Here is a 21,438-nt window from a genome sequence, read left to right as displayed (position 1 = left end):
GCCCGTATTCAGAGCACGAAGCGGGCGACCGGTGCCGCATGGGTGAGGTAGGGCAGGTCGGTCTCGAACAGTGCCTGCTCGCTCCATCCGCCGTCGGTACGCACATACAGAACGGCGCGCTGTGCCGGCGACTCGCCGACGATCGCGAGCAGGCGTCCACCCGGCTTGATCCATTCGCGCCAGCGTGGCGGAAGCGCGGCCACGGCGCCAGTGACAAGCATCACGTCGAACTGTTGCCCGGGCTGGTAGGCGTTGACCGCGTCGGCATGCTCGATGTGCACGTTGCGGATGCCGGCGGTGGCGAGGTGCGCGCGCGCGGCTTCGACGAAGTCGACATGCTGCTCGACGCTGGTCACGTTGCCGCCGAGCCGGGCGAGGCAGGCGGTGAGGAAGCCGCAGCCGGTGCCGATCTCGAGCACGCTCTCGCCTTTCGCCGGCGCGATGGACTGCAGCAGGCGGCCCTCGATGACCGGTTTGAGCGCGATTTCGCCATGGCCGAGCGGCAGCTCGATGTCGGTGAAGGCGAGGTTGCGCACGGCTTCGGGCAGGAAGTCTTCGCGTCGCAGCGCGCTGAGCGCCTCGAGCACGCGTTCGTCGAGTACGTCCCAGGGGCGCACCTGCTGTTCGATCATGTTGTTGCGTGCGAGTTCGACGTTGAGCGACATGGCGGGGTTTCCGGCTTTCATGAAAAGGATCAAAGGATAAAGTCTGGGCTTTGCGCCGGCAATCGTACGATGCCGCAGATCGCGACAACCGCCGAAGTGCCGGAAGTCATTCAAACCTTCGTGCATGTTCCGGCATCGTCGCTGACGCGAAGCTTACGCCGCCGATCCGGCTCGATGTTACTGCTCAGTAACGGCCAAGATGTTACCGAGCGGTAACGGTTGCATCGATACGGTTGGGCAAGCTCCGCGGAATTCAATGGTTGGCCGCGATTGCGACGCTCGCCTCCGCCCCGGTTCCGGTCTTCGGATGCGCTGCGGACTCGCCGCGTCGCACGCGGAACCAGGCCGCGTACAGCGCGGGCAGGAACAGCAGCGTCAGCGCCGTCGCCACGAGCAGGCCGCCCATGATCGCCACCGCCATCGGACCATAGAACGCGCTGCGCGACAGCGGGATCATCGCCAGGATCGCGGCAAGTGCGGTCAGGACGATAGGGCGGAAGCGGCGCACGGTGGCATCGACGATCGCGGCCCAGCGGGCGTGGCCGGCGGCGATGTCCTGCTCGATCTGGTCGACGAGGATGACCGAATTGCGCATGATCATGCCCATCAGCGCGATCGTGCCGAGCATCGCGACAAAGCCGAACGGCACGCGGAACACGAGCAGGAACAGGGTCACACCGATCAGGCCGAGCGGTGCCGTGAGAAACACCAGCAGCACGCGCGAGAAGCTGCGCAGCTGGATCATCAGCACGGTCAGCACCACGATCAGGAACAACGGCATGCCGGCGTCGACCGAAGTCTGGCCCTTGGCCGACTCCTCGACGGCGCCGCCGACTTCGAGCAGGTATCCGGCCGGCATCGAAGCCTTGATCGCGTCGAGCTGCGGCAGCACCTGCGTGGTCACGGTCGGCGCGGTGGTGTCGCCGTAGATGTCGCCGCGGACGGTCACCGTCGGCAGGCGGTTGCGCCGCCAGATGATGCCTTCCTCGAAGCCGTACGACACCTTCGCGACCTGCTTCAGCGGCACGGCCTTGCCCGATGGCATCGGCACGGCAAGGCTTTCGAGCAGGGACAGGCGCGCGCGCTCGTCGGTCGGGCCGCGCAGGTCGACCTCGATCAGCTGGTCGCGCTCGCGGTAGTAGGTGACCGGCACGCCCGACAGCGAGCTTTGCAGGAAGTTGGCGAGATCCTGCGAGGACACGCCGAGCACGCGCGCGCGCTCCTGATCGATGTCGAGCTTGACGACCTTGGAGGGCTCCTCCCAGTCGAGATTGACGTTGCGCAGGATCGGATTCTTGCGCATCACGTCGGCGACCTTGCGCGCGAGCCCGCGCACCGTGGCGATGTCGGCGCCGGAAACGCGGAACTGCACCGGATAGCCGACCGGCGGCCCGTTCTCCAGACGCACGACGCGCGCGCGCAGCTCGGAGAAATCCCTGTCGAACAGCTCGATCAGTTCGGCGCGTATTTTCTCGCGATCCTTGAGCGACTTGGTCAACAGGATGAATTCGGCGAAGCTCGCCTGCGGCAGTTGTTGATCCAGTGGCAGATAGAAACGCGGCGCGCCGCTGCCGACGAAACTCACGTAGTTTTCCAGTTCGGGGCGTTTCGCCAGCCACGCTTCGAGCTTCTTCACCTGCTCCTGCGTCGCGTTGAGCGAGGCGCCTTCGGTCAATTTCAGATCGACCATCAGCTCGGGCCGCGTCGAGTCGGGGAAGAACTGCTGCTGGACGAGGCCGAATCCGGCAATCGACAGCGCGAAAGCGCCGACCGTCGCGCCGATCACGGCCCAGCGATGCTCCACGCACCAGTCGACCAGCGCGCGGAACGTCTTGTAGAACGGCGTCGCGTACGGGTCGTGGTCGGCATGCGGTGGATGCTCGCCGGTGACGATGCGGCGCAGCCGCGGCGGCAGCTTGTTCAGCCACGAGCCCGCCGGCGGCGGCGCCTGGTCGCGCTCGGGCAGCAGCTTGTAGCCGAGATACGGAATCAGCATGACCGCGGCGACCCAGGAGATCAGCAGCGCGATCGTCACCACTTCGAAGATCGAGCGTGTGTATTCGCCCGTGCCCGACTTCGCCGTCGCGATCGGCAGGAAACCCGCGGCAGTGACCAGGGTGCCGGTCAGCATCGGGAATGCGGTCGAGGTGTAGGCAAACGCGGCCGCGCGGATGCGGTCGTAGCCCTGCTCGATCTTGATCGCCATCATCTCGACCGCGATGATGGCGTCATCCACAAGCAGGCCCAGAGCGAGGACCAAGGCGCCGAGCGAGATCTTGTGCAGGTCGATGCCGAAGTACTTCATCGCCGCGAACGTCATCGCCAGCACGAGCGGAATCGACAGCGCGACGACGAGGCCGGTGCGCAGGCCGAGCGAGAAGAAGCTCACCAGCAGCACGATGATGACCGCCTCGGCCAGCGTGTGCACGAATTCGTCGACCGAGCGCGCGACCGCGCGCGGCTGGTCGGTGACGCGTTCGAGTTCGAGGCCGACCGGTAGCGCCTGCTGCAGGCGCGCGATCGCCGCGTCGAGATTTTCGCCAAGATGGATGATATCGCCGCCCGCGCGCATCGACACGGCGAGGCCGAGCGCATTTTTTCCCATGAAGCGCATGCGCGGATTGGCCGGATCGGCGTAGCCGCGCGTGACGTTGGCAATGTCGCCGAGGCGGAACAGGTTGCCGTTGGCGCGGATCGAGATGTTGCGGATCTGATCGACCGAATCGAACGTCCCGGTCGGGCGCAGGTAGATGCGGTCACTGCCGGTTTCGAAACTTCCCGCGGGCGTGATCGCATTCTGCGCGGCCAGTGTCTGCTGCAGCTGATCGAAGCTCACGCCGAGCGTGGCGAGCTTGGCGTTGGACAGTTCGATCGTGACTTTCTCGTCCTGCAGGCCGACGAACTGCACCTTGGCCACATCGGGCACGCGCAGCAGTTCGAGCTTGAGGCGCTCGCCGTAATCGCGCAGTTGCGCGTCGGAATAGCCTTCGCCGCTCAGCGCGTAGATGTTGCCGAAGGTGTCGCCAAACTCGTCGTTGAAGAACGGGCCGAGCACGCCTTGCGGCAGGCTGTAGCGGATGTCGCCGATTTTCTTGCGCACCTGGTAGAAGAAATCCGGCACCGTGTCCGCGGGCAGCGAATCCTTCATCACGACGAACACCATCGACTCGCCCGGGCGCGAGTAGCTGCGCAGGTAGTCGATCTGCGGCAGTTCCTGCAGCTTTTTCTCGATCTTCTCGGTGACCTGTTCGGTGACCTCGGCTGCGGTCGCACCCGGCCACTGCGTCTGTACGACCATGACCTTGAACGTGAACGGTGGATCCTCGGACTGGCCCAGGCCCATGTACGACCACACGCCGAGCGCGGCGAGCAGGACGATGAAATAGCGCAACAGCGGCTGGTTGCGCAGCGACCATTCGGAAAGATTGAAGCGGGTCATGGCAGGAAGCAAAGTCCTAGCGGTTGGTCTGGCGTGGCAACCATTGGTTCATCACTCCCGCCGGCGGCATGCGGGAATGACAGGTTGCTACAGCATGATTGGGCGGTTGAGCGCATCGACCGGCGTGATCGTGTCGCCCTCGTGCAGCTTGTGCACGCCGGCGGTGACGATCCAGTCTTGCGTGCCGGTGCCACCGGACAGGGTCACGCCCTGTTCGCGGTACGCGGCGACGGTGACCGGCGCGAGCTTCACCTGGTGTGTCTTCGCATCGACGATCCACACTGCGGGTTTGCCGCCGAGTTCGTGCAGCGCCGACAGCGGAATCAGGATCTGGCCGGCGTTGGCGCCGTCGGCGAAGTAGACGCGCGCGGTCTGACCCAGACGCGGTGCGGCAGCGGCATCGTCGAAGCTCACGCGCACGCGGTAGGTGCGCGTGACGCGGTCGGCTTCGGCGCCGATCTCGCGTAGATGGCCGGCTAACTGTTTGCCTGCTTCGGCCCAGGATTCGATCGCGAACGGCGCGCCGACCTTGTAGGCACCGATGCGGTTTTCGGGCACGGCGATTTCGACTTCGGTCGCGCCGTCCCACGCGAGCGTGGCGACGCCCTGGCCCGCGGCGACGACCTGGCCGGCCTCGGCGTTGAGCGCGGTGATCACGCCGGCGTGGTCGGCGCGCAGGCTCGTGTAACCGGTCTGATTCGAGGCGACCGCGAGCGCGGCCTGTGCCTGCAGCACTTGCGCCTGCGCGGCCTTGAGCGCGTTGGCTTGCGCATCTACCTGGGTCTGGCTGACGTAGTGCTTGTCGAGCAGCTTGTGATAACGGTCGTAGTCGGCCTGGGCGAGATCGCGGTTGGCTTTCGCCGCGGCAAGGTTCGCGCTCGCGCTGCCGGCCTGCAATTGCAGATCGGCCGGGTCGAGTTCGGCGATCACCTGTCCCGCTTCGACGTGATTGCCGACATCGACCTTGCGCGTCCGGATCTTGCCGTTGACGCGGAAGCCGAGCTGGCTTTCGTAGCGCGCACGCACCTCGCCCGAATACACCTCGGCGCTGATCGCGTCGGCGGCCTGCGGATGGGCGACGATCGCGCTGCGCGGCGGCGCGGGCGCAGCGGCGTGGCTGCCGCAGCCGGCGAGGGCGAATACCGCGAGCAACAACGTGGTCGCGGTCGCGACATGGAGTGGGGAACGGGTGGACGTGTCGAACATGACTTTGAGCCTCTCGGGCGAAATTCGCGCATCGTTGTTGCGGGGCAGATTGCGCGGTGTGCCGAATCGCGCAAAAGTAGACGTCGCAACAGGAATTTGTGCAAACGAAAAACGTTCTTTTCTGCCCCATGAACACTGTTATTGTGCTATCTTACAAATAGTAAACTGAACTGTCCAGTTTATTTTGATGCCCCGGCATCGAATGACTGAAACCACTGCAAGTCCCGAGCGACGCCATGTCATTGTTAGCCACCCCCAGAACCGCCGGTCCCGGCCGCCCCAAGGACATGGAGAAGCGCGCCGCCATCCTCGATGCGGCCAAGCAGCTTTTCGTCAAACAGGGCTTCGAAGGCACGAGCATGGACGCGATCGCGAACAAGGCGGGTGTGTCCAAGCTCACCGTCTACAGTCACTACCGCGACAAGGAAACCTTGTTCGCCGAGGCCGTGCGCAGCAAGTGCGAAACGTTGATGCCCGAGGAATTGTTCGAGGCCGACCTCAAGGGGCCGTTGCGCAAGCAACTGCTCGCGATCGCGCGCGCATTCTTCGGCCTGATCACGAGCGAGGATGCGATCGCGATCCACCGTACGATCGTCGCCAATGCGGCGAGTGCGCCGAAGCTTGCGGCCCTGTTCTGGGAAGCCGGTCCGACGAAGGTCCAGCGGGGGCTGGAATCGTTCTTGCGCATCGAGGTCGAGGCGGGCAAGCTCGATATCGCCGACCTGCATCGCGCCGCCTCGCAGTTCTTCTGCCTGCTCAAGGGCGAGTTGCATGCGCGCAAGGAGTGCGGCTGCGGCGAGCCGGCGACCGCGCGCGAGATCGACGAGCACCTCAACGCGACGGTCGATTTCTTCTTGCGCGCTTACGTGCCGCGTTGACGAATTGATCGTCACCGCTGTCTTGTCACCTCTCCCGTTGCGGGAGAGGGGTTCGGCGTCGAAGATGCCGCTGGTTTCGACTCAACCCTTGCCCCAGCCCCTTTCCCGTCGCGGGAGAAGGGGCTCGAAGCCTAGTGCCGCGCTTGCGGACGCGCGCCATCGAGTTGTTCGAGCGTGGCCGCTGATGGTCCCCGCTCGGCGCGCAGCTTCGCCGCGACCACCTCGGCCTGCGTCATCGCGCGCAACAGGTTGCCGCCCGCGACCTTGGCAAGATCGACGTCACTCCAGCCGCGGCGCGCGAGTTCGGCGAGCAGCGCGGGATACTTGTCGACGCCATCGAGGCCTTGCGGCGCTTCCGGAATGCCGTCGAAGTCCGATCCGATGCCGACGTGATCGACGCCGGCAACCTTGGCGATGTGCTCGATGTGGTCGGCGACTTCGGCAAGCGTGACCTTTGGCGCGGGGTGCGCCTTCTCCCATTCGGCCAGCGCGGCCTTGGCGCGCGCGGGATTGCCGATGTAAAGGCCGCCGAACGGCGGACTGTTGTAGCGCGCCTGCTCGGCGGAGCGGTCGGCACTCCAGCGGCGGTGCGCGTCGGAAACATAGTCCAGCGCGAAGTTGGCCATGACCACGCCGCCGTTCCTGGCGACACGATGCAGCATCTCGTCGGAGACGTCGCGCGGATGGTCGTCGATCGCGCGTGCCGACGAGTGCGAGAAAATCACCGGCGCCTGCGACACGTCGAGCGCGGCGTTCATCGTCTCGTCGGAAACGTGCGAGAGGTCCACGAGCATGCCGAGCCGGTTCATCTCGCGCACGACTTCCTTGCCGAACGGCGTCAGGCCGTGGTGCGCCGGCGCGTCGGTGGCCGAGTCGCTCCAGTCCGTGTTCGAGGAATGCGCCAGGGTCATGTAGCGCGCACCGGCGTCGTAGTACTCGCGCAGCACGGCGAGCGAGTCGTTGATCTGATGGCCGCCCTCGATACCGATCAGCGAGGCGATCTTGCCTTCCTTGTGGATGCGGCGGATGTCGGCCGCGCTGTAGGCCATGGCGAAATCATGCGGCCAGCGCGCCGTCATCGCCTTGACGATATCCATCTGCTCTAGCGTGACCTGCACGGCCTCGGGGCCTTTCAGCGACACCGGAATCCACACCGACCAGAACTGGCCGCCGACATGGCCGGCACGCATGCGCGGGATGTCGGTCATCAGCTTCGCCTCGCCTTCGGGCGCGGCAAGTTTCGAGGTGTCCGCGGCGAGATCGATCTTCGTCACGTCGCCGCCGAAGCGCGTGCGGATCTCCCAGGGCAGATCGTTGTGGCCGTCGATCAGCGGCGTCTGCGCGAGTACGCGCGCGACGCGAGCGTTGACGTCGCCGCCGGCCGCGAAGGCCGCCGACATGGCGAAAGTCGCGGCGATCGCGGCGAACAAAAGCGGAAACTTCAGGTGCGTCGGAGTGGTCGTCATTTCTGGCCTCGATCGGAGTGGGTATCTGACCTTGGTAGTCATAGCCGAAATTGGCGCGCGGCGAAACCGGTTTCTTCGTCGCATGTCCGGTTTTGCCCTCGCCGTCATTGCGAAGGTGACGCAAGCGCGGGGGCGCCGTACCGGGGAATGCGGAGTTCCGCGATCCGGGCGTGCCGCGTGAGGGTGGGCCGACTACGTCGACGGCAACTCGGGGCATACCGCGCATGGCGGCCGACGGCTGCGTGGCGCGGACAGCCCGTCGGCGCGCTCCGGTCAAAGCCTGTTCGAACCGCTGCATCCGCCGCGCGGCGACGGCGCGGCGCCATGCCGCGCGGCGCACCGAACACGATGTCCTGATTCCCGGATCGGGTCCGGTCGGGACCTCACGACTGGTTGCGCACGAATTCCTTGGTCAGCCAGTCGTCGAGCATGCGCTTGTCGTAGCGCAGTGGATCGGTCGAGTTCGCGACCGTCGTACGCTGCAGGTAGGCCAGGTCGCTGAGCTTGCTCTCACCCTCGCGGATCGTCGCGCCGCTTGCGTCGGTAAGGCGATAGTGCAGCGTCGCGCGCGGCGGATAGATGTCCTTCATGAAGCGAATGTCTTGCGCGTTGGGGCCATGCCATGGCTCGAAGTCACCGGCGAGCTTGATGTCCTCGAATTTGACCTCGAGCTTCTGCCCCGGCGGCAGGATGGCATCCGCACGTTGGCGCAGGTACGTGGACAGCGTCTTCTGCCAGTCTTCCGGCTTCAGCCAGCCGCGTTGGAACGAGTTGTTCCTGACCTCGGTCAACTGGTTGTCCGGTGCCCAGCTGACCTGGACGCGTTCGGGCAACGCCTTCTTCGGCCCCGGCGCCACGCAGGCGGCCAGGGTCAGGCAGGCTGCGGCGATGGCGAGCAGCGGGCGGAACATCGAATGGCGGTATGTCTTCATGGCAAACCTCTCGAGGATTGAACCAGGCCCGGATACTCTGTGGCCTGCGCGAACGATAGACAAGACGCGCGGGCGCCGGGTTTCGTCGCGGCTCGCCAGCGCCGGCGCTTCGTGTTTCAATAGTATTCATGAAGCGGGGGTGTTTTCCGCAGAGACCGGGAAACTGGGAAAAACCCTTCGTACGTGATCCGGGTCATAGGTATTTTTGCGTGCCTCCCTGCGCGCGAAGAGTAGATCGCACATCCTTGTGCGGACTCTCCACAAAAAGCACCTTCGATCCAGGCTTTTTGAGAGAGGAGTTGAGAATGAATGCACTGGCCGCCGACCTGATCCGTGACACGACCGCGCTGTCGGAAGCGGTTACGCGTCCGATTCCGGGTTCGCGCAAGATTCACGTCCCGGGCTCGCGTGCCGACTTGAGCGTGCCGATGCGCGAAGTCGCGCTGAGCGATACGCCGCTGGTGTTCGGCGCGGAGAAGAACGCGCCGCTGGCAGTGTACGATACGTCGGGCCCGTACACCGATCCGGGCGCGCGCATCGACCTCGTCGCCGGCCTCGCGCCGCTGCGCGCGAACTGGATCGCAGAGCGCGGCGACACGGAAACCCTGAAGGGCCTGTCGAGCGAATTCGGCCGCCGCCGCGCTGCCGATCCGAAATTGGCCGGCGTGCGCTTCCCGCACACGCGCGCGCCGCTGCGCGCGAAGGCCGGCGCGAACGTCTCGCAGATGCACTACGCGCGCCGCGGCATCGTCACGCCGGAGATGGAATACATCGCGATCCGCGAGAACCAGAAGCTCGACGCGTTGCGCGATGCCGACCTGCTCCGACAGCATGCCGGCCAATCGTTCGGCGCAGCGATTCCGAAAATCATCACGCCCGAATTCGTGCGCAGCGAAGTCGCGCGCGGCCGCGCGATCATTCCGTGCAACATCAACCATCCGGAAAGCGAGCCGATGATCATCGGCCGCAACTTCCTGACCAAGATCAACGCCAACATCGGCAACTCGGCGGTGACGAGTTCGATCGCCGAGGAAGTCGAGAAGATGGTTTGGGCGATCCGCTGGGGCGGCGACACCGTGATGGACCTGTCGACCGGCAAGCACATCCACGAGACGCGCGAATGGATCATCCGCAACTCGCCGGTGCCGATCGGCACGGTGCCGATCTACCAGGCGCTGGAGAAGGTCGACGGCAAGGCCGAGGAACTGACCTGGGAAATCTTCCGCGACACCCTGATCGAACAGGCCGAGCAGGGCGTGGACTATTTCACCATCCATGCGGGCGTGCGCCTGCCGTTCATTCCGTTGACCGCCAAACGCGTCACCGGCATCGTCTCGCGCGGCGGATCGATCATGGCGAAGTGGTGCCTTGCGCATCACCAGGAGTCGTTCCTCTACAAGCACTTCGAGGACATCTGCGAGATCATGAAAGCTTACGATGTCGCCTTCTCGCTCGGTGACGGCCTGCGCCCCGGCTCGATCGCCGACGCCAACGATGCGGCGCAGTTCGCCGAGCTCGACACGCTCGGCGAGCTGACGCAGATCGCGTGGAAGCATGACGTGCAGACCATGATCGAAGGCCCCGGCCACGTGCCGATGCATTTGATCCGCGAGAACATGGAGCGCCAGCTCGAGAAATGCCACGAAGCGCCGTTCTATACCTTGGGCCCGCTGACCACCGACATCGCGCCGGGCTACGACCACATCACCAGCGCCATTGGAGCTGCGATGATCGGCTGGTACGGCACGGCGATGCTCTGCTACGTCACGCCGAAGGAGCACCTTGGCCTGCCGAACAAGCAGGACGTGCGCGACGGCATCGTCACCTACAAGATCGCCGCGCATGCCGCCGACCTGGCCAAGGGCCACCCTGGCGCGCAGGTGCGCGACAACGCGCTGTCCAAGGCGCGCTTCGAGTTCCGCTGGAACGATCAGTTCAACCTCGGTCTCGATCCGGAAAAGGCGCAGGAATTCCACGACGAAACCTTGCCGAAAGAGGCCGCCAAGCACGCACATTTCTGCTCGATGTGCGGCCCGCATTTCTGCTCGATGAAGATCACCCAGGACGTGCGCGACTACGCCAAGGACCACGGCGTCGCCAACGAGGCCGATGCGCTGGCCAAGGGCATGCAGGAGAAAGCACGCGAGTTTCGCGAAAAAGGCGGCGAAGTCTATCTGCAGGCTGGCAGCGAGAAGGTCTCTTGAGGCTGCAATTCCCCTTTATTCAGCTGCCGCTGCGTTTCGATGCCGCGGCGCTGGCCGCCGAAGTCGCCGCGATTGAGGAAGCGGAATGGCGACCGCATCCACAGGGCTTCCCCGGCAACTCCGCGCTGCCGTTGGTCGCCGTGGACGGAGACGAGGACAACGACGGCCTGGTCGGGCCGATGCGGCCGACGCCGCTGCTCGCGCGCCTGCCGTATCTGCGGCAGGTGCTCGCCTCGCTCGGCGTGGTGCTCGGGCGCACGCGCCTGATGCGTCTGTCGGGTCAGGCCGAAGTCACTGCGCACATCGACCAGGCCTACTACTGGGCCGAACGCATGCGCGTGCACGTGCCGATCGTGACCCAGCCCGGCGTGCGCTTTCATTGCGGCGATGCCGAGATCAACATGGGTGCGGGCGAGTGCTGGATCTTTGATACCTGGCGCCTGCACCGAGTGCTCAACCAGGGCGACGACGTGCGCATCCACCTCGTTGCCGACACGGTAGGCGGCGAGGGCTTCTGGGAGCACATGGCGCGTTCGCGTCCGCATCATCTGAACCCGACCGGTTGGCAGGCGCAGCTCGTCGCGCCGCAGCCGGGCGACGCGGGCGAGCTGCAGTTCGAGTCGGTGAATTCGCCCGCGGTGATGTCGCCGTGGGAGCTGCATTCGCACCTGTCGTTCCTGTTCGGACAGTTGCGCCCGCAGCAGCCGGCGATTGCCGAAGCGCAACAGGCGGCTATGCACTGCATGCGCCGTTGGCAGGCGCTGTGGTCGCGTCACGGCGATGCGCCAGCGGGTCGCGCGGGGTTCCGCCGCGTGCTCGACGAATTCGTCGAGCAGATGCAGCCGTTGCGCGGTCACCTGTTCCTGACCAACGACCTCGACTTCCACAAGGTGCTGATGGTGATGGTGGTCGGCTCGGCGCTGATCGACGAGTCGACACCGGTGATTTTCGGCGAGCCGCGCGATGCGCCACGCAAGGCGAAGTCGTCGCGCGACACGGAATTCGACCGTCCGGTGTTCATCGTCTCGCCGCCGCGCTCGGGCTCGACCTTCCTGTTCGAAACGCTGGCGCGCGCGAAAGGCGTCTACACGATCGGCGACGAGAGCCACGGCCTGATCGAGGGTATCGGCGTGCTGCATCCGCGCGTGCGCGGCTTCGCTTCCAATCGTCTCGACGTCGACGCCGCGGGCAGCGATGTGGTCAAGGAACTGCGCGCGCGTTTTCGCGCCGCGCTGCGCGACCGCGACGGCACGCCGCCCACGCAATGGCCGTTGCGTCTGCTCGAGAAGACGCCGAAGAACTCCCTGCGCATCCCGTTTCTCGCCAAGGTTTTCCCCGAGGCGCAGTTCATCTATCTGCATCGCGACGTGCGTCAGGTGCTGGCGAGCATGATCGAAGCATGGAACTCGGGGGGCTTCCGCACCTATCCGAATTTGCCGGATTGGAACGGCCTGCCGTGGTCGCTCGCGCTGACGCCGGGCTGGCGGGAATTGAATGGCCGGCCGCTGCACGCAATCGTCGCGGCGCAGTGGCAGGCGGTGACCCAGGCGCTGCTCGACGATCTCGGCGCAATGCCGCGCGAGCGTGTGCACGTCGCGCGCTACGATGCGTTGACCGCGGATCCCGCGGCCGAAATCGCGCGCCTGTGTGCGGCAGTCGAATTTGCCTGGGACCGTCCGCTCGAAGCCGAGCTGCCGCTGTCGCGCTACACCGTGTCGAAACCCGATCCGGAAAAATGGCGCCGGCACGAAGCCGCGATCGAAGCGGTGCTGCCCGGTCTCGCCGAGACGATCGCGCGCAGCGACAGGTTCGCCGCGCGCTGAACGGCAGCCCCTCGACTGCTTCGGCATGCATGCAAGCGCGGCGCGCTTTGCGGCACAATGCGGGTCCGCAAGACCGGTAAGGAGGCTCCATGAACGCGATCCCGACCCCTCGTTCCTCGGGCCGCCGCTACTGGCTGCGTGGCATCGCCGTCGTCGTCGCCCTGTACGTGCTCGTCGTGCTTGCGCTGATGTGGTGGTGGAGCTACGAGCCGGCGCAGTTCGATGTGGTCAAGTTCGCCCAGGAGCGTTCGGCGCGGCACAACCAGCCGGTCGTCACCGGCAGCACCGTCACTGCAACCTTGATCGGCAGTGCCGAGACCCTGCTCGACAAGCGCGGCGGCTACATCTCGAACGACAAGTTCCCGCCGGGCGTGCTCATGGACAACGTGCCGAACTGGGAATTCGGCGTGCTCACCGCCACGCGCGACCTGGCGCGCGAGATGCGCAACAAGTTCGCGCGTTCGCAGTCCCAGTCGGAAGAGGACGTCGACCTCAGGGAAGCCGACCCTTTGTTCTCTTCGCCGAACGACCGCTGGCTGCTGCCGAGCTCCGAAGGCCAGTACCGCAAGGCGATCGCTCGCGTCGAAGGCTACTTCACGCGCCTCGGCAAGAACGATCCGAATGGTGCGCAGTTCTATGCGCGCGCGGACAGCCTCGCCGACTATCTCGACGTCGTCTCCACGCGCCTGGGCTCGCTGTCGCAGCGCCTGTCCGCGAGCGTCGGCCAGATCCAATTGCAGGGCGAGACACCGGCCGGCACGGCGCTGATGCAGAACGCGCAGGGGCAGCAGGTGGTGAAGACGCCGTGGTACAAGATCGACGACATCTTCTATGAGTCGCGCGGCTACACCTGGGCGCTGCTCGAACAGCTCAAGGCGATCGAGGTCGACTTCGGCCCCGTGCTCGAGCGCAAGGGCGCGATGGTGAGCCTGAAGCAGGTGATCCGCGAGCTCGAGGAATCGCAGAAGCCGGTATGGAGTCCGGTGATCCTCAACGGCAGTCCGTTCGGTTTCTTCGCCAATCATTCGCTGGTGATGGCCAACTACGTCTCGCGCGCGAACGCGGCGATCATCGATCTGAAAAACTTGTTGAACCGGGGCTGATGGCCCACCGCCATTCGATGACAAATCCATGAACAAGCTTTTCGCCGACTGGCGCCTGCATTGGTTTCTGATTCTGCTGCCGGTAGCGCTGTTTCTGCCGGCGTTGCCCATCGACGAGACGCGTTATCTCTCGGTGGCGTGGGAATTGCGCAATTCGCCGGATTGGCTTCTGCTGCATCTCAACGGCGAGTTGTATTCGCACAAAGGCCCGCTGTTGTTCTGGCTGATCAATATCGCCTGGACGGCGGCCGGCCTGAACGTGTGGATCGTGCGCCTTGGCATGCTCGTCGTCTCGCTGGTATCGCTGTTGATGTTCGAGCGTCTCGTGCGCCGCCTCGACCCGGCGGATGGCGCAGCGAACGGCAGGCTCGCCACCCGCGCCGCGCAAATTTTCGCCGGCATGATGTTCTTCGCGGTGTTTGCCAGCGCGATCATGTTCGACGTCGTGCTCGCCGCCTGTGTCCTGCTCGCGCTGCACGGACTGATCGACTTCGACGAGCGACGCTGGGGCCGCGGCATTGCGATTTTCGCGGCGGGCTTGAGTTTGGGCTTGCTCAACAAAGGGCCGGTGATGCTGCTCGATGCGGGCCTCGTCGGCCTGCTCGGGCCGTGGTGGAGCGCGACTGCGCGCGGAGCGCCACTGCGATGGTATGCCGCCGTGTTCGCCGGCGTTCTCGCCAGTGTCGGCGTCGGCCTCGTCTACATGGTCTCGGCCGGCGGCTGGAGCTACGTCAACGACGTCGTGTTCCATCAGACTGCCGAGCGCATGACCCAGAGCTTCGCCCATGCGCGGCCCATCTGGTGGTACTTCATGGTGCTGCCGTTCATGATCCTGCCGTGGACGCTGAGCTTGCGCGCACCATGGCGCGCCTGGCGCGACAATCTGGCGGGCAGCAAGGCCGCGCGTTTCGCCGTTGCGTGGTTCGTGCCGGCATTCGTGTTGTTCTGTTTCGCCAGCGGCAAGCAGCCGCATTATCTGTTGCCGTTGCTGCCGGGCCTCGCCTTGTACTTCGCGCTGGTGCTGCGCGACGATGCGGCGCGTGTGCGCGGACGCCTGTTTGCAGTGCTGCTCGGATTGGTTGGCGTCTTCCTTTGTGCCGCGCCGTGGCTGGCGCAGCATGCGGCGAGTGTACCGGGTTTGCGCGGGCTCGTGCACGGCGGCAGTTTTTCCGCCGACGAGCAGGCGGTGCTCGGCGGCATCTGGCCGCTCTGGGGTGCGTTGATTGCAGCGCTCGGGGTATTCCTGCTCGTGCACCGGCGTGCGTACAGGCAACTGGTCGCGGTCGCGCTGGCCAGCGTCGCGGCGGCGGCGTTGGGCATGCTTACGATCGCGCAGGCGGTCGGTCCGACGCTCGACGTGAGTGCGACAGCGAATCGCATTCGCGCCGCACAGCAAGCCGGCAAGCCGATCGTGCATCTCGGCTGGCATCACGGCCTGTTCGAATTTCCGGGCCGGCTCAAGCAGCCGTTCGAGGCGATCAACCTCGGTCAGTTGTACACCTGGTGCGCGGCGCATCCCGACGGCGAAGTGGTGACGTTCTACACCAAGTACGGCGTCCCGGTGAAACCCGAAACGGAAGTGCCCTGGCGGCTAGGCCGCATCCTGATCTGGCGTGCGGCGGACCTGTGCAGCGGCCCGCGCATTGCGCCGCAGGGAAAGGCCGAAGAGGAAACCAGGAGCGAAGATTGAGCGCCGCTGCGTGCGCAGTCGGGGCGTACCCGCCGAAATCGCGCGTCGTCGCGAGAAGTCAGAACTTTGGCTTTTCCGGCGACGCCTCGTAGCGCTTCACGCCCTCGAGGATCTCCTTCTTCGCCGCTTCGGCGCCTGCCCAGCCATCGATCTTCACCCATTTGCCCTTCTCGAGATCCTTGTAGTGCTCGAAGAAGTGGCCGATACGCTCGAGCCAGTGCGCCGACACCCGGCCGATGTCGGTGATGTTGGCGTAGCCGGCGAACACCTTGGTCACGGGCACGACGACGAGTTTCTCGTCGGCGCCGGCCTCGTCGGTCATCTTGAGCATGCCGACCGGGGTGCAGCGGATCACCGAGCCCGGCACCAGCGGCAGCGGCAGGATCACCAGCGCGTCGAGCGGATCACCGTCGCCGCCGAGCGTGTTCGGCACGTAGCCGTAGTTGCATGGGTAACGCATCGGCGTGGACAGCACGCGGTCGACGAAGATCGCACCCGAGGCCTTGTCCACTTCGTACTTCACCGGTTCCGCGTCCTTCGGAATTTCGATGATGACGTTGATTTCGTTCGGCACGTCGCGGCCGCTGGGGACGAGGTCGAGGCCCATGATGTCTTCCGTCGATGTTTGCAGGCGAGGGCGCGCAGGATACGCGAAATGCTGCGCCGCCGCATCCCGACTTTCGGGCTGGCGTTCAGAATCCGCTGTCAAAGCGCAGCGGCTTTGAGGGCGGATTCTCAGCGCTTGAACAGGAACCGGCCGTAACCGCCCGCGACCAGCGCGGCGATATCGATCAGCAGGCCCGGCACCCAGGCGCCGCGTGGGTAGGCGAGGTAAGAGCCGATCCATTCCGGCTTGAACTTGTCCTTGTAGCGGCGCACGCCTTGATAGTTGTAAAGGTTGTTGCCGTAGCGGAACGCGAGCGAGGCGAGGCGTTCATTGATGCGCGCGTACGGGTTGTCGCCGACGCGCGACAGTGGCGCCATGCCGAGGCTGAACTGCGGATAGCCCTGCGCCTGCGCCCACAGCATGACCTTGGCGAAGAGGAAATCCATCGTGCTGCGCGGCGCGTCGCTCACATGGCGCATCAGGTCGACGCTGGCGGTGCCGTTCGGCCCGTAACCGGGAACGAAATTGGCGAAGGCAATCAGGCAACCGGCACGGCGCACGAGGGCGAGCGCGCTCCAGTCGAGATAGTCGCCGTCGAAGCGGCCGAGCGAGAACCCTTTTTCGACCGAGCCCTTGTCGGCAAGCCACGCATCGGAGACTTCGCGCACTTCCGCGATCAGCGTCGAATCGTGCGGCGGGGCGATCATCTCGAACGTCAGCCGCTCCTTGACCGAGCGGTTGACCGCCTGGCGCAGGTCCTCCCAGCGTTTGCCCGCGAGCGAGAATTCGTCGAGCTTGACGATCGCGAGTTCACCGAGCTTGAACAGGTCGAAGCCGGCGTCGTGGAAATGGGAGAGGTCCGGTTCGAGCACTTCGTAGAAAATCGGCACGCGGTCCTGCGTGTCGGCGTGGCGGCGGAATTCGAGGATGGCCTGGTCGATCAGGCTCTCCGGTCCGCACGGCGAGCCGAGTGCGACGAGGCGGTTGCGCACGCTGCCGTAGGCGACGACGGCGCGATGGTCGGCGGCCCAGAACAGATGCTTGTCGCGCATGAAAGTGAGATGGGCGAACTCGCCGCCGCCATGCGCGCGGTAGATCGCGCGCGCCTGTTCGAGGTCGCCGCGGTTGGGCAGCGACAGTTCCGGCCTGCGCACGGCGAAGAACTGCCAGATGAAATAGACGACGAGGCCGAAGGTCGCGGCGACCAGGCCGCGGCCGATGCGCGAGGTGTGCTCGCCGAAACCGAAATAGAACAGGTCGAACGAGTCATCGCCGAGCACCTGCGCGGCGCCGACCGCGAAGAACACCAGCACGCAGACGGCGAGGCCTGCGTACCAGCCTGCCTGCGTCATCGCGCCGAGCGTCATCGCGCGTCGCATGAACACGCGCTTGCGCGTGCGCAGGAGCAAGGCGACGGCGATCAGGAACAGCGCTTCGCCGAAATGCAGGCCCTTGGTCACCGCGAGACCGGCGCTGATCAGCAGCAGCCACATGGTCAGGCGATAGGCCACACGCAGGCGGCCGTCGATGCCGCGCGCGAGGCCGAGCAGCAGCACGCCGGTGAGGATCGAGAACCAGCTCGCGCTCTCGACGAACAGGATCGGCAGATGCTGGCGCACGACGTTGACGTGCTCGATCACCGAGGGCGTCGCCGCGGAAGCGAGCAGCAGCGCGCCGGCGAGGAAGGTCAGGATCGCCACCAAGCGCGTGCCGAGGTCGGCGAGCAGCACCGCGGGCAGGCCGAGCAGGCCGAACAGCGGATGGCCGGAGAGGCGCAGGCGCAGCCGCGCCAGCGCCTGCGAGTTCTGGGTGAACATCTCCGAGCCGAGGTAGAGCCCGGCGAGCAGCGGCAGCAGGTAGTAGGCGAGACGGAACAGCATCAGGCCCGACACGATCACCGGCGGGTCGTAACCGGCGTCCTTGAGCGCGATCAGAATCAAACCGTCGAACACGCCGAGGCCGCCCGGCACCTGGCTGACCAATCCCAGCACCGATGCGCCGGCGAACGCGCCGAGCAGCAGGCCGGGTTTGACGTGCGCGCCGGAAATGTAGAAACACGCCCACAGCACTGCCGCTGCGAGGATCCAGTCAAGCAGCGAGACGGCGACGAGTTCGATCTTCAGGCGCAGCGGCGGCAGACCAAGATCGTGCGGCAGCCAGCGCATCAGTTTCCGCTGCGTAGTCAGCACGAAATACAGCGGCAGATACAGCGCGGCCGCGGCGAGCACGAGGTAGGCGATCGTGCGTTCGGTCGTGCTCGCGGTCAGCGGCAGTGAATGCGTCATCAAGGTGAGCACGACGAGCAGCGACAGGCCGAGCGGCAGCGACAGCGCCTGCATGCCGATCAGCGCCGCCGCACGCGGCAGGTGCACCTTGTGCGAGGTCAGCCCCATCAAGCGGATGCCCGCGCCCATCGCCCCGGAAAGGTTCAGCGTGTTCGCCAGCGCATTGGCCACGAACGACAGGCGCAGGTAGTCGCGCCAGGCGAGGCCCAGCCCGAGCCAATGCCCGATCAGACCGTCGACGAGGCCGGTAAAGGCGACCGCGAACAGCGCGAGCAGGGCGATGCCCAGCGCCGGCGCGGTCGGTACGTCGAGCAGGGTGCGCTGGATCTCGGGCAGGTCGAACTGCGTGCCGATCTCGTGCCACAGCAGCCAGCCGGTCACCGCGAGGAACGCCAACGGCACAAGCCAGCGCAGGCGCGCGAGCGCACCGGACGAGGCGGGGCGATGAGGGAGGGTACTGCCGGGTTCGGTCATGACGTGGCTGTGCGCTGGCGCGCGCATTATCGCAGGCAATCGTGCCAGCCGGTCACTCGCGGCATGACCGGTGGCGGCGATCAGCTTTCGGGCGGCAGCAACTCCATTGCCATCACGATCGCGTCTTCGCGTCCGTGCTTGGCCGGATAATAGTTCGGCCGCACGGCGATCTCGTTGAAGCCCAGCGTCGGATAGAGCGCAACGGCAGCGAGGTTCGAGGGGCGTACCTCGAGGAAGATGCGCTGTACGCGATGCCAGCGCGCGAGTTCGATCATGCGCCCGACCAGATGACGGCCGTGACCGCGGCCCTGATGCGCCGGTGCGATGCAGGCGTTGAGCAGATGCGCCTCGCCCGCGGCGACCGAAAGAATGCCGTAGCCGAGAACTTCCTCGCCCCGCTGCAGCACCCAGCATTCATAGCCCGCACGCAGGCAGTCGCCGAAGATGCCAAGCGTCCACGGGAATTCGTAGGCGACCGATTCGATCGCGGCGACGGCGTCGATGTCATCGATGCGCATGGCGCGCATCTGCGAGCGCGGTTCGGCGAGAATCGCGACCATCGCCTCAGCCCGCGGTTCCGCGCAGCCGGCGCGCGAGCGGTTTGAGCGAATGCCACAGCGCGCGCTTGTCCGCAGCCGCGCAGAGCAGCAACGCGGGATCGGCGGTGACCGCGATCGTCGCCGCATTCTGCTGCATCGTGGACAAATGCACGCCGAGCGCGCGGGCCATCGCCGCGCCGATCACGAGATAGGCGGGCGCATCCGCCGTGCCCACGAGCTCGCCCTCCGCGCCGGCTTCGAGCCATTCGATCGCGGCAGCGGCGACGCCCAGCGTTTGCGGCAAGTGCTTGAACAGGCGCGCGAGCCGCGCATCGGCGCGCACACCGCGCGCGCAGACGATGGCCAGTTTGGCCGGGTTGCCGACGTCGGCGTCAACCGTCATCACCGACGGCGCGGCCGATGTGCCGCGTGTGCGCAGGGCATAGACATCGATGCCCATCGCTTCGAGCAGGGACAGGCGCGTCGCGTCCATCACGACTTGCCGCCTTCGAGCGCGACGAGGTCGGCCTGGAATTGCGCAAACGCGGCGTCGACCGCGGCACCGAAGGCCTGCACGGTTGCAGCCATGGTCTCGCCCGACGCGGCCTGCTCGGCACGGTAGCTCTGCTCGAGCAGCGGTTCGCCGGAGTCCTGCTCGACGCGCATCTCGAACGCGACCTGGGCGACGGCGCCCTGCGCCTGCGGCACGCGCTCGTAACGCAGGATGCGGCCCTTGATGCGCAGTGCTTGCACGCTCGCCGGCAGGCGGTCGGTGACGAGCGCGGAGACTCCCGCTTCGCGCAAGCGGTTGGTCAGTCGCGCCTGCAGGCCGCGCGAAGGCGGATCGCTCCACAGCTGATAGTGGTAGGCGCGCAGCGCGCCGGCATCGGGCGTGGTCGCGTAGAGCACGGACTGCTCGGCGTAGACACCTTCGGAGCGGAACGTGGCCACCTCGATCGGCAGCACCGTCAGCGGCTTCTGCAGGTGCGGCGGCGGCGCCATCGGCGGCAGCGAATAGTAGGTGACGTCGGGAACGGTCGGCGGCGAGCAGGCAGCGAGGGTCAGCAAAGCCGCGCACGCGGCGAACAGGCGCGACCACGTCATTTCGGCTCCTCCTCTACCTTGTCGCGTTTCGGCGCGATCAGCAGGCGGTTCGGGCTCATGCGCACTTCGCGCGAGAACTCGTTGAAATTGCGTGCGGCCACGGCAAGATTCTGCGTGATCGAATCGATGCGTTCGGACAGCGAGGCGAGGATGCCGCGCAGGTCATCGACCGAATCGCGCACGCCGGGGCGGTTCTCGCGGATCACCTCGTCGAGCTGGGTGATCGCACTGTTGAGTTTGGCCCGGGTCTCGGCGAGATCGTGGGTCAGGGTCTGCACGTTGCCCAGGATCGCGCCGATCGCGGCGCGGTTCTGCGGCTTGAGCAGGTCGTCGACCGAGCTCGAAGCCGAGTTCAGCCGCTGCAGCAACTGGCGCGACTGGGCGACGATCTCCGGCGTGTTTTCGTCGAGCTGGCTCGCGATCGAGTCGACATGCGTGGTCAGCGTCTTTACCAGGGGCGAGACCTGGTTGTGCGCGAGGTCGCCGAGCTGCGCGGCGAGCGTGTTCATCGAGGTGAACAGATCGGCGTTCTCGACCCCGGCGAGTTCGCTGCCCGGCTTGGCGACGTCGACGCTCGCGCCCTCGCTGATGCCGATCGCGACGTCGGCGAGCAGCCCGGTCGAGGTCAGGCGCGCGACCGAATCCTTCGGAATCGGCCAGTCGCGGCGCACGGCCAGCGTCACCTTGTAGCGCGTCTCGGGTTTGCCCCCGGCCGCGCCGCGTTCGGGGTCGATCGCGCTGACCTGGCCGATGCGGAAGCCTTCGTAGAACACCGGCGCGCCGTAGCGCAGACCGGTGACGTTGCGGTAACGCGCGACGTAGTCGGTGCTCGCCGAGCCGCGCCCGGTGATCGCAGCGAGTGCGACGAGCAACAGCGCGAACGCCGCCGCGACGACGGCGCCGACCAGCACGTAGTTGATGTTGTCGCGTTTCACCCGTGCCCTGCTCCGGAATGGTTGCGACCCTGGCGCCGCATGCCGAAATCATACACGGCCGCTGGCGGCGCGAGGGCAATCGAGCGCA

16 protein-coding genes are annotated in these 21,438 nt (G+C 66.0%); 5 read left to right on the top strand and 11 right to left on the bottom strand.

Annotated features, from left to right (window positions below; genetic code table 11):
- Nucleotides 1–8: 8 nt before the first annotated feature.
- From AC16HO_RS14690 to AC16HO_RS14680, 3 genes are all read right to left on the bottom strand, one after another.
- Nucleotides 9–665 (bottom strand): protein-L-isoaspartate O-methyltransferase family protein, encoded by a 657-nt coding sequence (locus AC16HO_RS14690; protein WP_395641540.1) that lies wholly within the window; start codon nucleotides 663–665, stop codon nucleotides 9–11.
- Nucleotides 666–918: 253 nt separating this feature from the next.
- Entirely contained in the window at nucleotides 919–4,104 is a 3,186-nt protein-coding gene (locus AC16HO_RS14685) for an efflux RND transporter permease subunit (RefSeq protein WP_395641541.1), read from the bottom strand.
- 87 nt (nucleotides 4,105–4,191) lie between these two features.
- A complete protein-coding gene (locus AC16HO_RS14680; RefSeq protein WP_395641542.1) occupies nucleotides 4,192–5,310 on the bottom strand; it encodes an efflux RND transporter periplasmic adaptor subunit in 1,119 nt (372 codons plus the stop codon).
- A 236-nt stretch (nucleotides 5,311–5,546) separates the two neighbouring features.
- Between AC16HO_RS14680 and AC16HO_RS14675 the strand changes: the two genes are divergently transcribed.
- Complete coding sequence (locus AC16HO_RS14675) at nucleotides 5,547–6,188, top strand: TetR/AcrR family transcriptional regulator (protein ID WP_395641543.1); 642 nt, start codon at nucleotides 5,547–5,549, stop codon at nucleotides 6,186–6,188.
- A gap of 131 nt (nucleotides 6,189–6,319) precedes the next feature.
- Here the strand turns inward: AC16HO_RS14675 and AC16HO_RS14670 are convergent, their stop codons facing one another.
- The gene (locus AC16HO_RS14670; protein WP_395641544.1) at nucleotides 6,320–7,654 is read right to left on the bottom strand and encodes a dipeptidase; all 1,335 of its coding nucleotides are present in this window, start codon (nucleotides 7,652–7,654) and stop codon (nucleotides 6,320–6,322) included.
- A gap of 383 nt (nucleotides 7,655–8,037) precedes the next feature.
- Complete coding sequence (locus AC16HO_RS14665; protein ID WP_395641545.1) at nucleotides 8,038–8,586, bottom strand: DUF3016 domain-containing protein; 549 nt, start codon at nucleotides 8,584–8,586, stop codon at nucleotides 8,038–8,040.
- A gap of 305 nt (nucleotides 8,587–8,891) precedes the next feature.
- On the opposite strand from AC16HO_RS14665, the gene thiC reads away from it, so the two are divergent.
- From thiC to AC16HO_RS14645, 4 genes are all read left to right on the top strand, one after another.
- Nucleotides 8,892–10,790 (top strand): phosphomethylpyrimidine synthase ThiC, encoded by a 1,899-nt coding sequence (gene thiC / locus AC16HO_RS14660; protein WP_395641546.1) that lies wholly within the window; start codon nucleotides 8,892–8,894, stop codon nucleotides 10,788–10,790.
- On the top strand, nucleotides 10,787–12,613 hold the full coding sequence (locus AC16HO_RS14655; RefSeq protein ID WP_395641547.1) for a sulfotransferase: 1,827 nt from the start codon (nucleotides 10,787–10,789) through the stop codon (nucleotides 12,611–12,613). The genes thiC and AC16HO_RS14655 overlap by 4 nt, the downstream gene beginning before the upstream one ends.
- A gap of 89 nt (nucleotides 12,614–12,702) precedes the next feature.
- On the top strand, nucleotides 12,703–13,716 hold the full coding sequence (locus tag AC16HO_RS14650; RefSeq protein ID WP_395641548.1) for a DUF2333 family protein: 1,014 nt from the start codon (nucleotides 12,703–12,705) through the stop codon (nucleotides 13,714–13,716).
- A gap of 28 nt (nucleotides 13,717–13,744) precedes the next feature.
- Nucleotides 13,745–15,406 carry an ArnT family glycosyltransferase gene (locus tag AC16HO_RS14645; RefSeq protein ID WP_395641549.1) on the top strand — a complete coding sequence of 554 codons (1,662 nt, stop codon included), beginning with the start codon at nucleotides 13,745–13,747 and terminating at the stop codon, nucleotides 15,404–15,406.
- Nucleotides 15,407–15,464: 58 nt separating this feature from the next.
- On the opposite strand, the gene ppa is transcribed toward AC16HO_RS14645, so the two are convergent.
- The 6 genes from ppa to AC16HO_RS14615 form a co-directional block, all read right to left on the bottom strand.
- Nucleotides 15,465–16,013, bottom strand: a complete 549-nt coding sequence (ppa, locus tag AC16HO_RS14640) for an inorganic diphosphatase (protein WP_395641550.1) — start codon at nucleotides 16,011–16,013, stop codon at nucleotides 15,465–15,467.
- A gap of 128 nt (nucleotides 16,014–16,141) precedes the next feature.
- A complete protein-coding gene (mprF, locus tag AC16HO_RS14635) occupies nucleotides 16,142–18,772 on the bottom strand; it encodes a bifunctional lysylphosphatidylglycerol flippase/synthetase MprF (RefSeq protein ID WP_484335565.1) in 2,631 nt (876 codons plus the stop codon).
- An 80-nt stretch (nucleotides 18,773–18,852) separates the two neighbouring features.
- Nucleotides 18,853–19,332: a ribosomal protein S18-alanine N-acetyltransferase gene (gene rimI, locus AC16HO_RS14630; RefSeq protein ID WP_395641552.1), complete on the bottom strand. Its 480-nt coding sequence runs from the start codon at nucleotides 19,330–19,332 to the stop codon at nucleotides 18,853–18,855.
- Between the two features lie 4 nt (nucleotides 19,333–19,336).
- Nucleotides 19,337–19,807, bottom strand: coding sequence for a hypothetical protein (locus AC16HO_RS14625; protein WP_395641553.1), 471 nt, complete (start codon nucleotides 19,805–19,807; stop codon nucleotides 19,337–19,339).
- Nucleotides 19,804–20,415, bottom strand: a complete 612-nt coding sequence (locus AC16HO_RS14620; RefSeq protein ID WP_395641554.1) for an ABC-type transport auxiliary lipoprotein family protein — start codon at nucleotides 20,413–20,415, stop codon at nucleotides 19,804–19,806. Before AC16HO_RS14620 ends, AC16HO_RS14625 begins: the two co-directional genes overlap by 4 nt.
- Complete coding sequence (locus AC16HO_RS14615) at nucleotides 20,412–21,350, bottom strand: MlaD family protein (RefSeq protein WP_395641555.1); 939 nt, start codon at nucleotides 21,348–21,350, stop codon at nucleotides 20,412–20,414. The genes AC16HO_RS14620 and AC16HO_RS14615 overlap by 4 nt, the downstream gene beginning before the upstream one ends.
- Nucleotides 21,351–21,438 lie beyond the last annotated feature (88 nt).

Source organism: Rudaea sp. (assembly GCF_057139185.1).
This window is presented reverse-complemented; position numbering and strand designations above follow the sequence as displayed.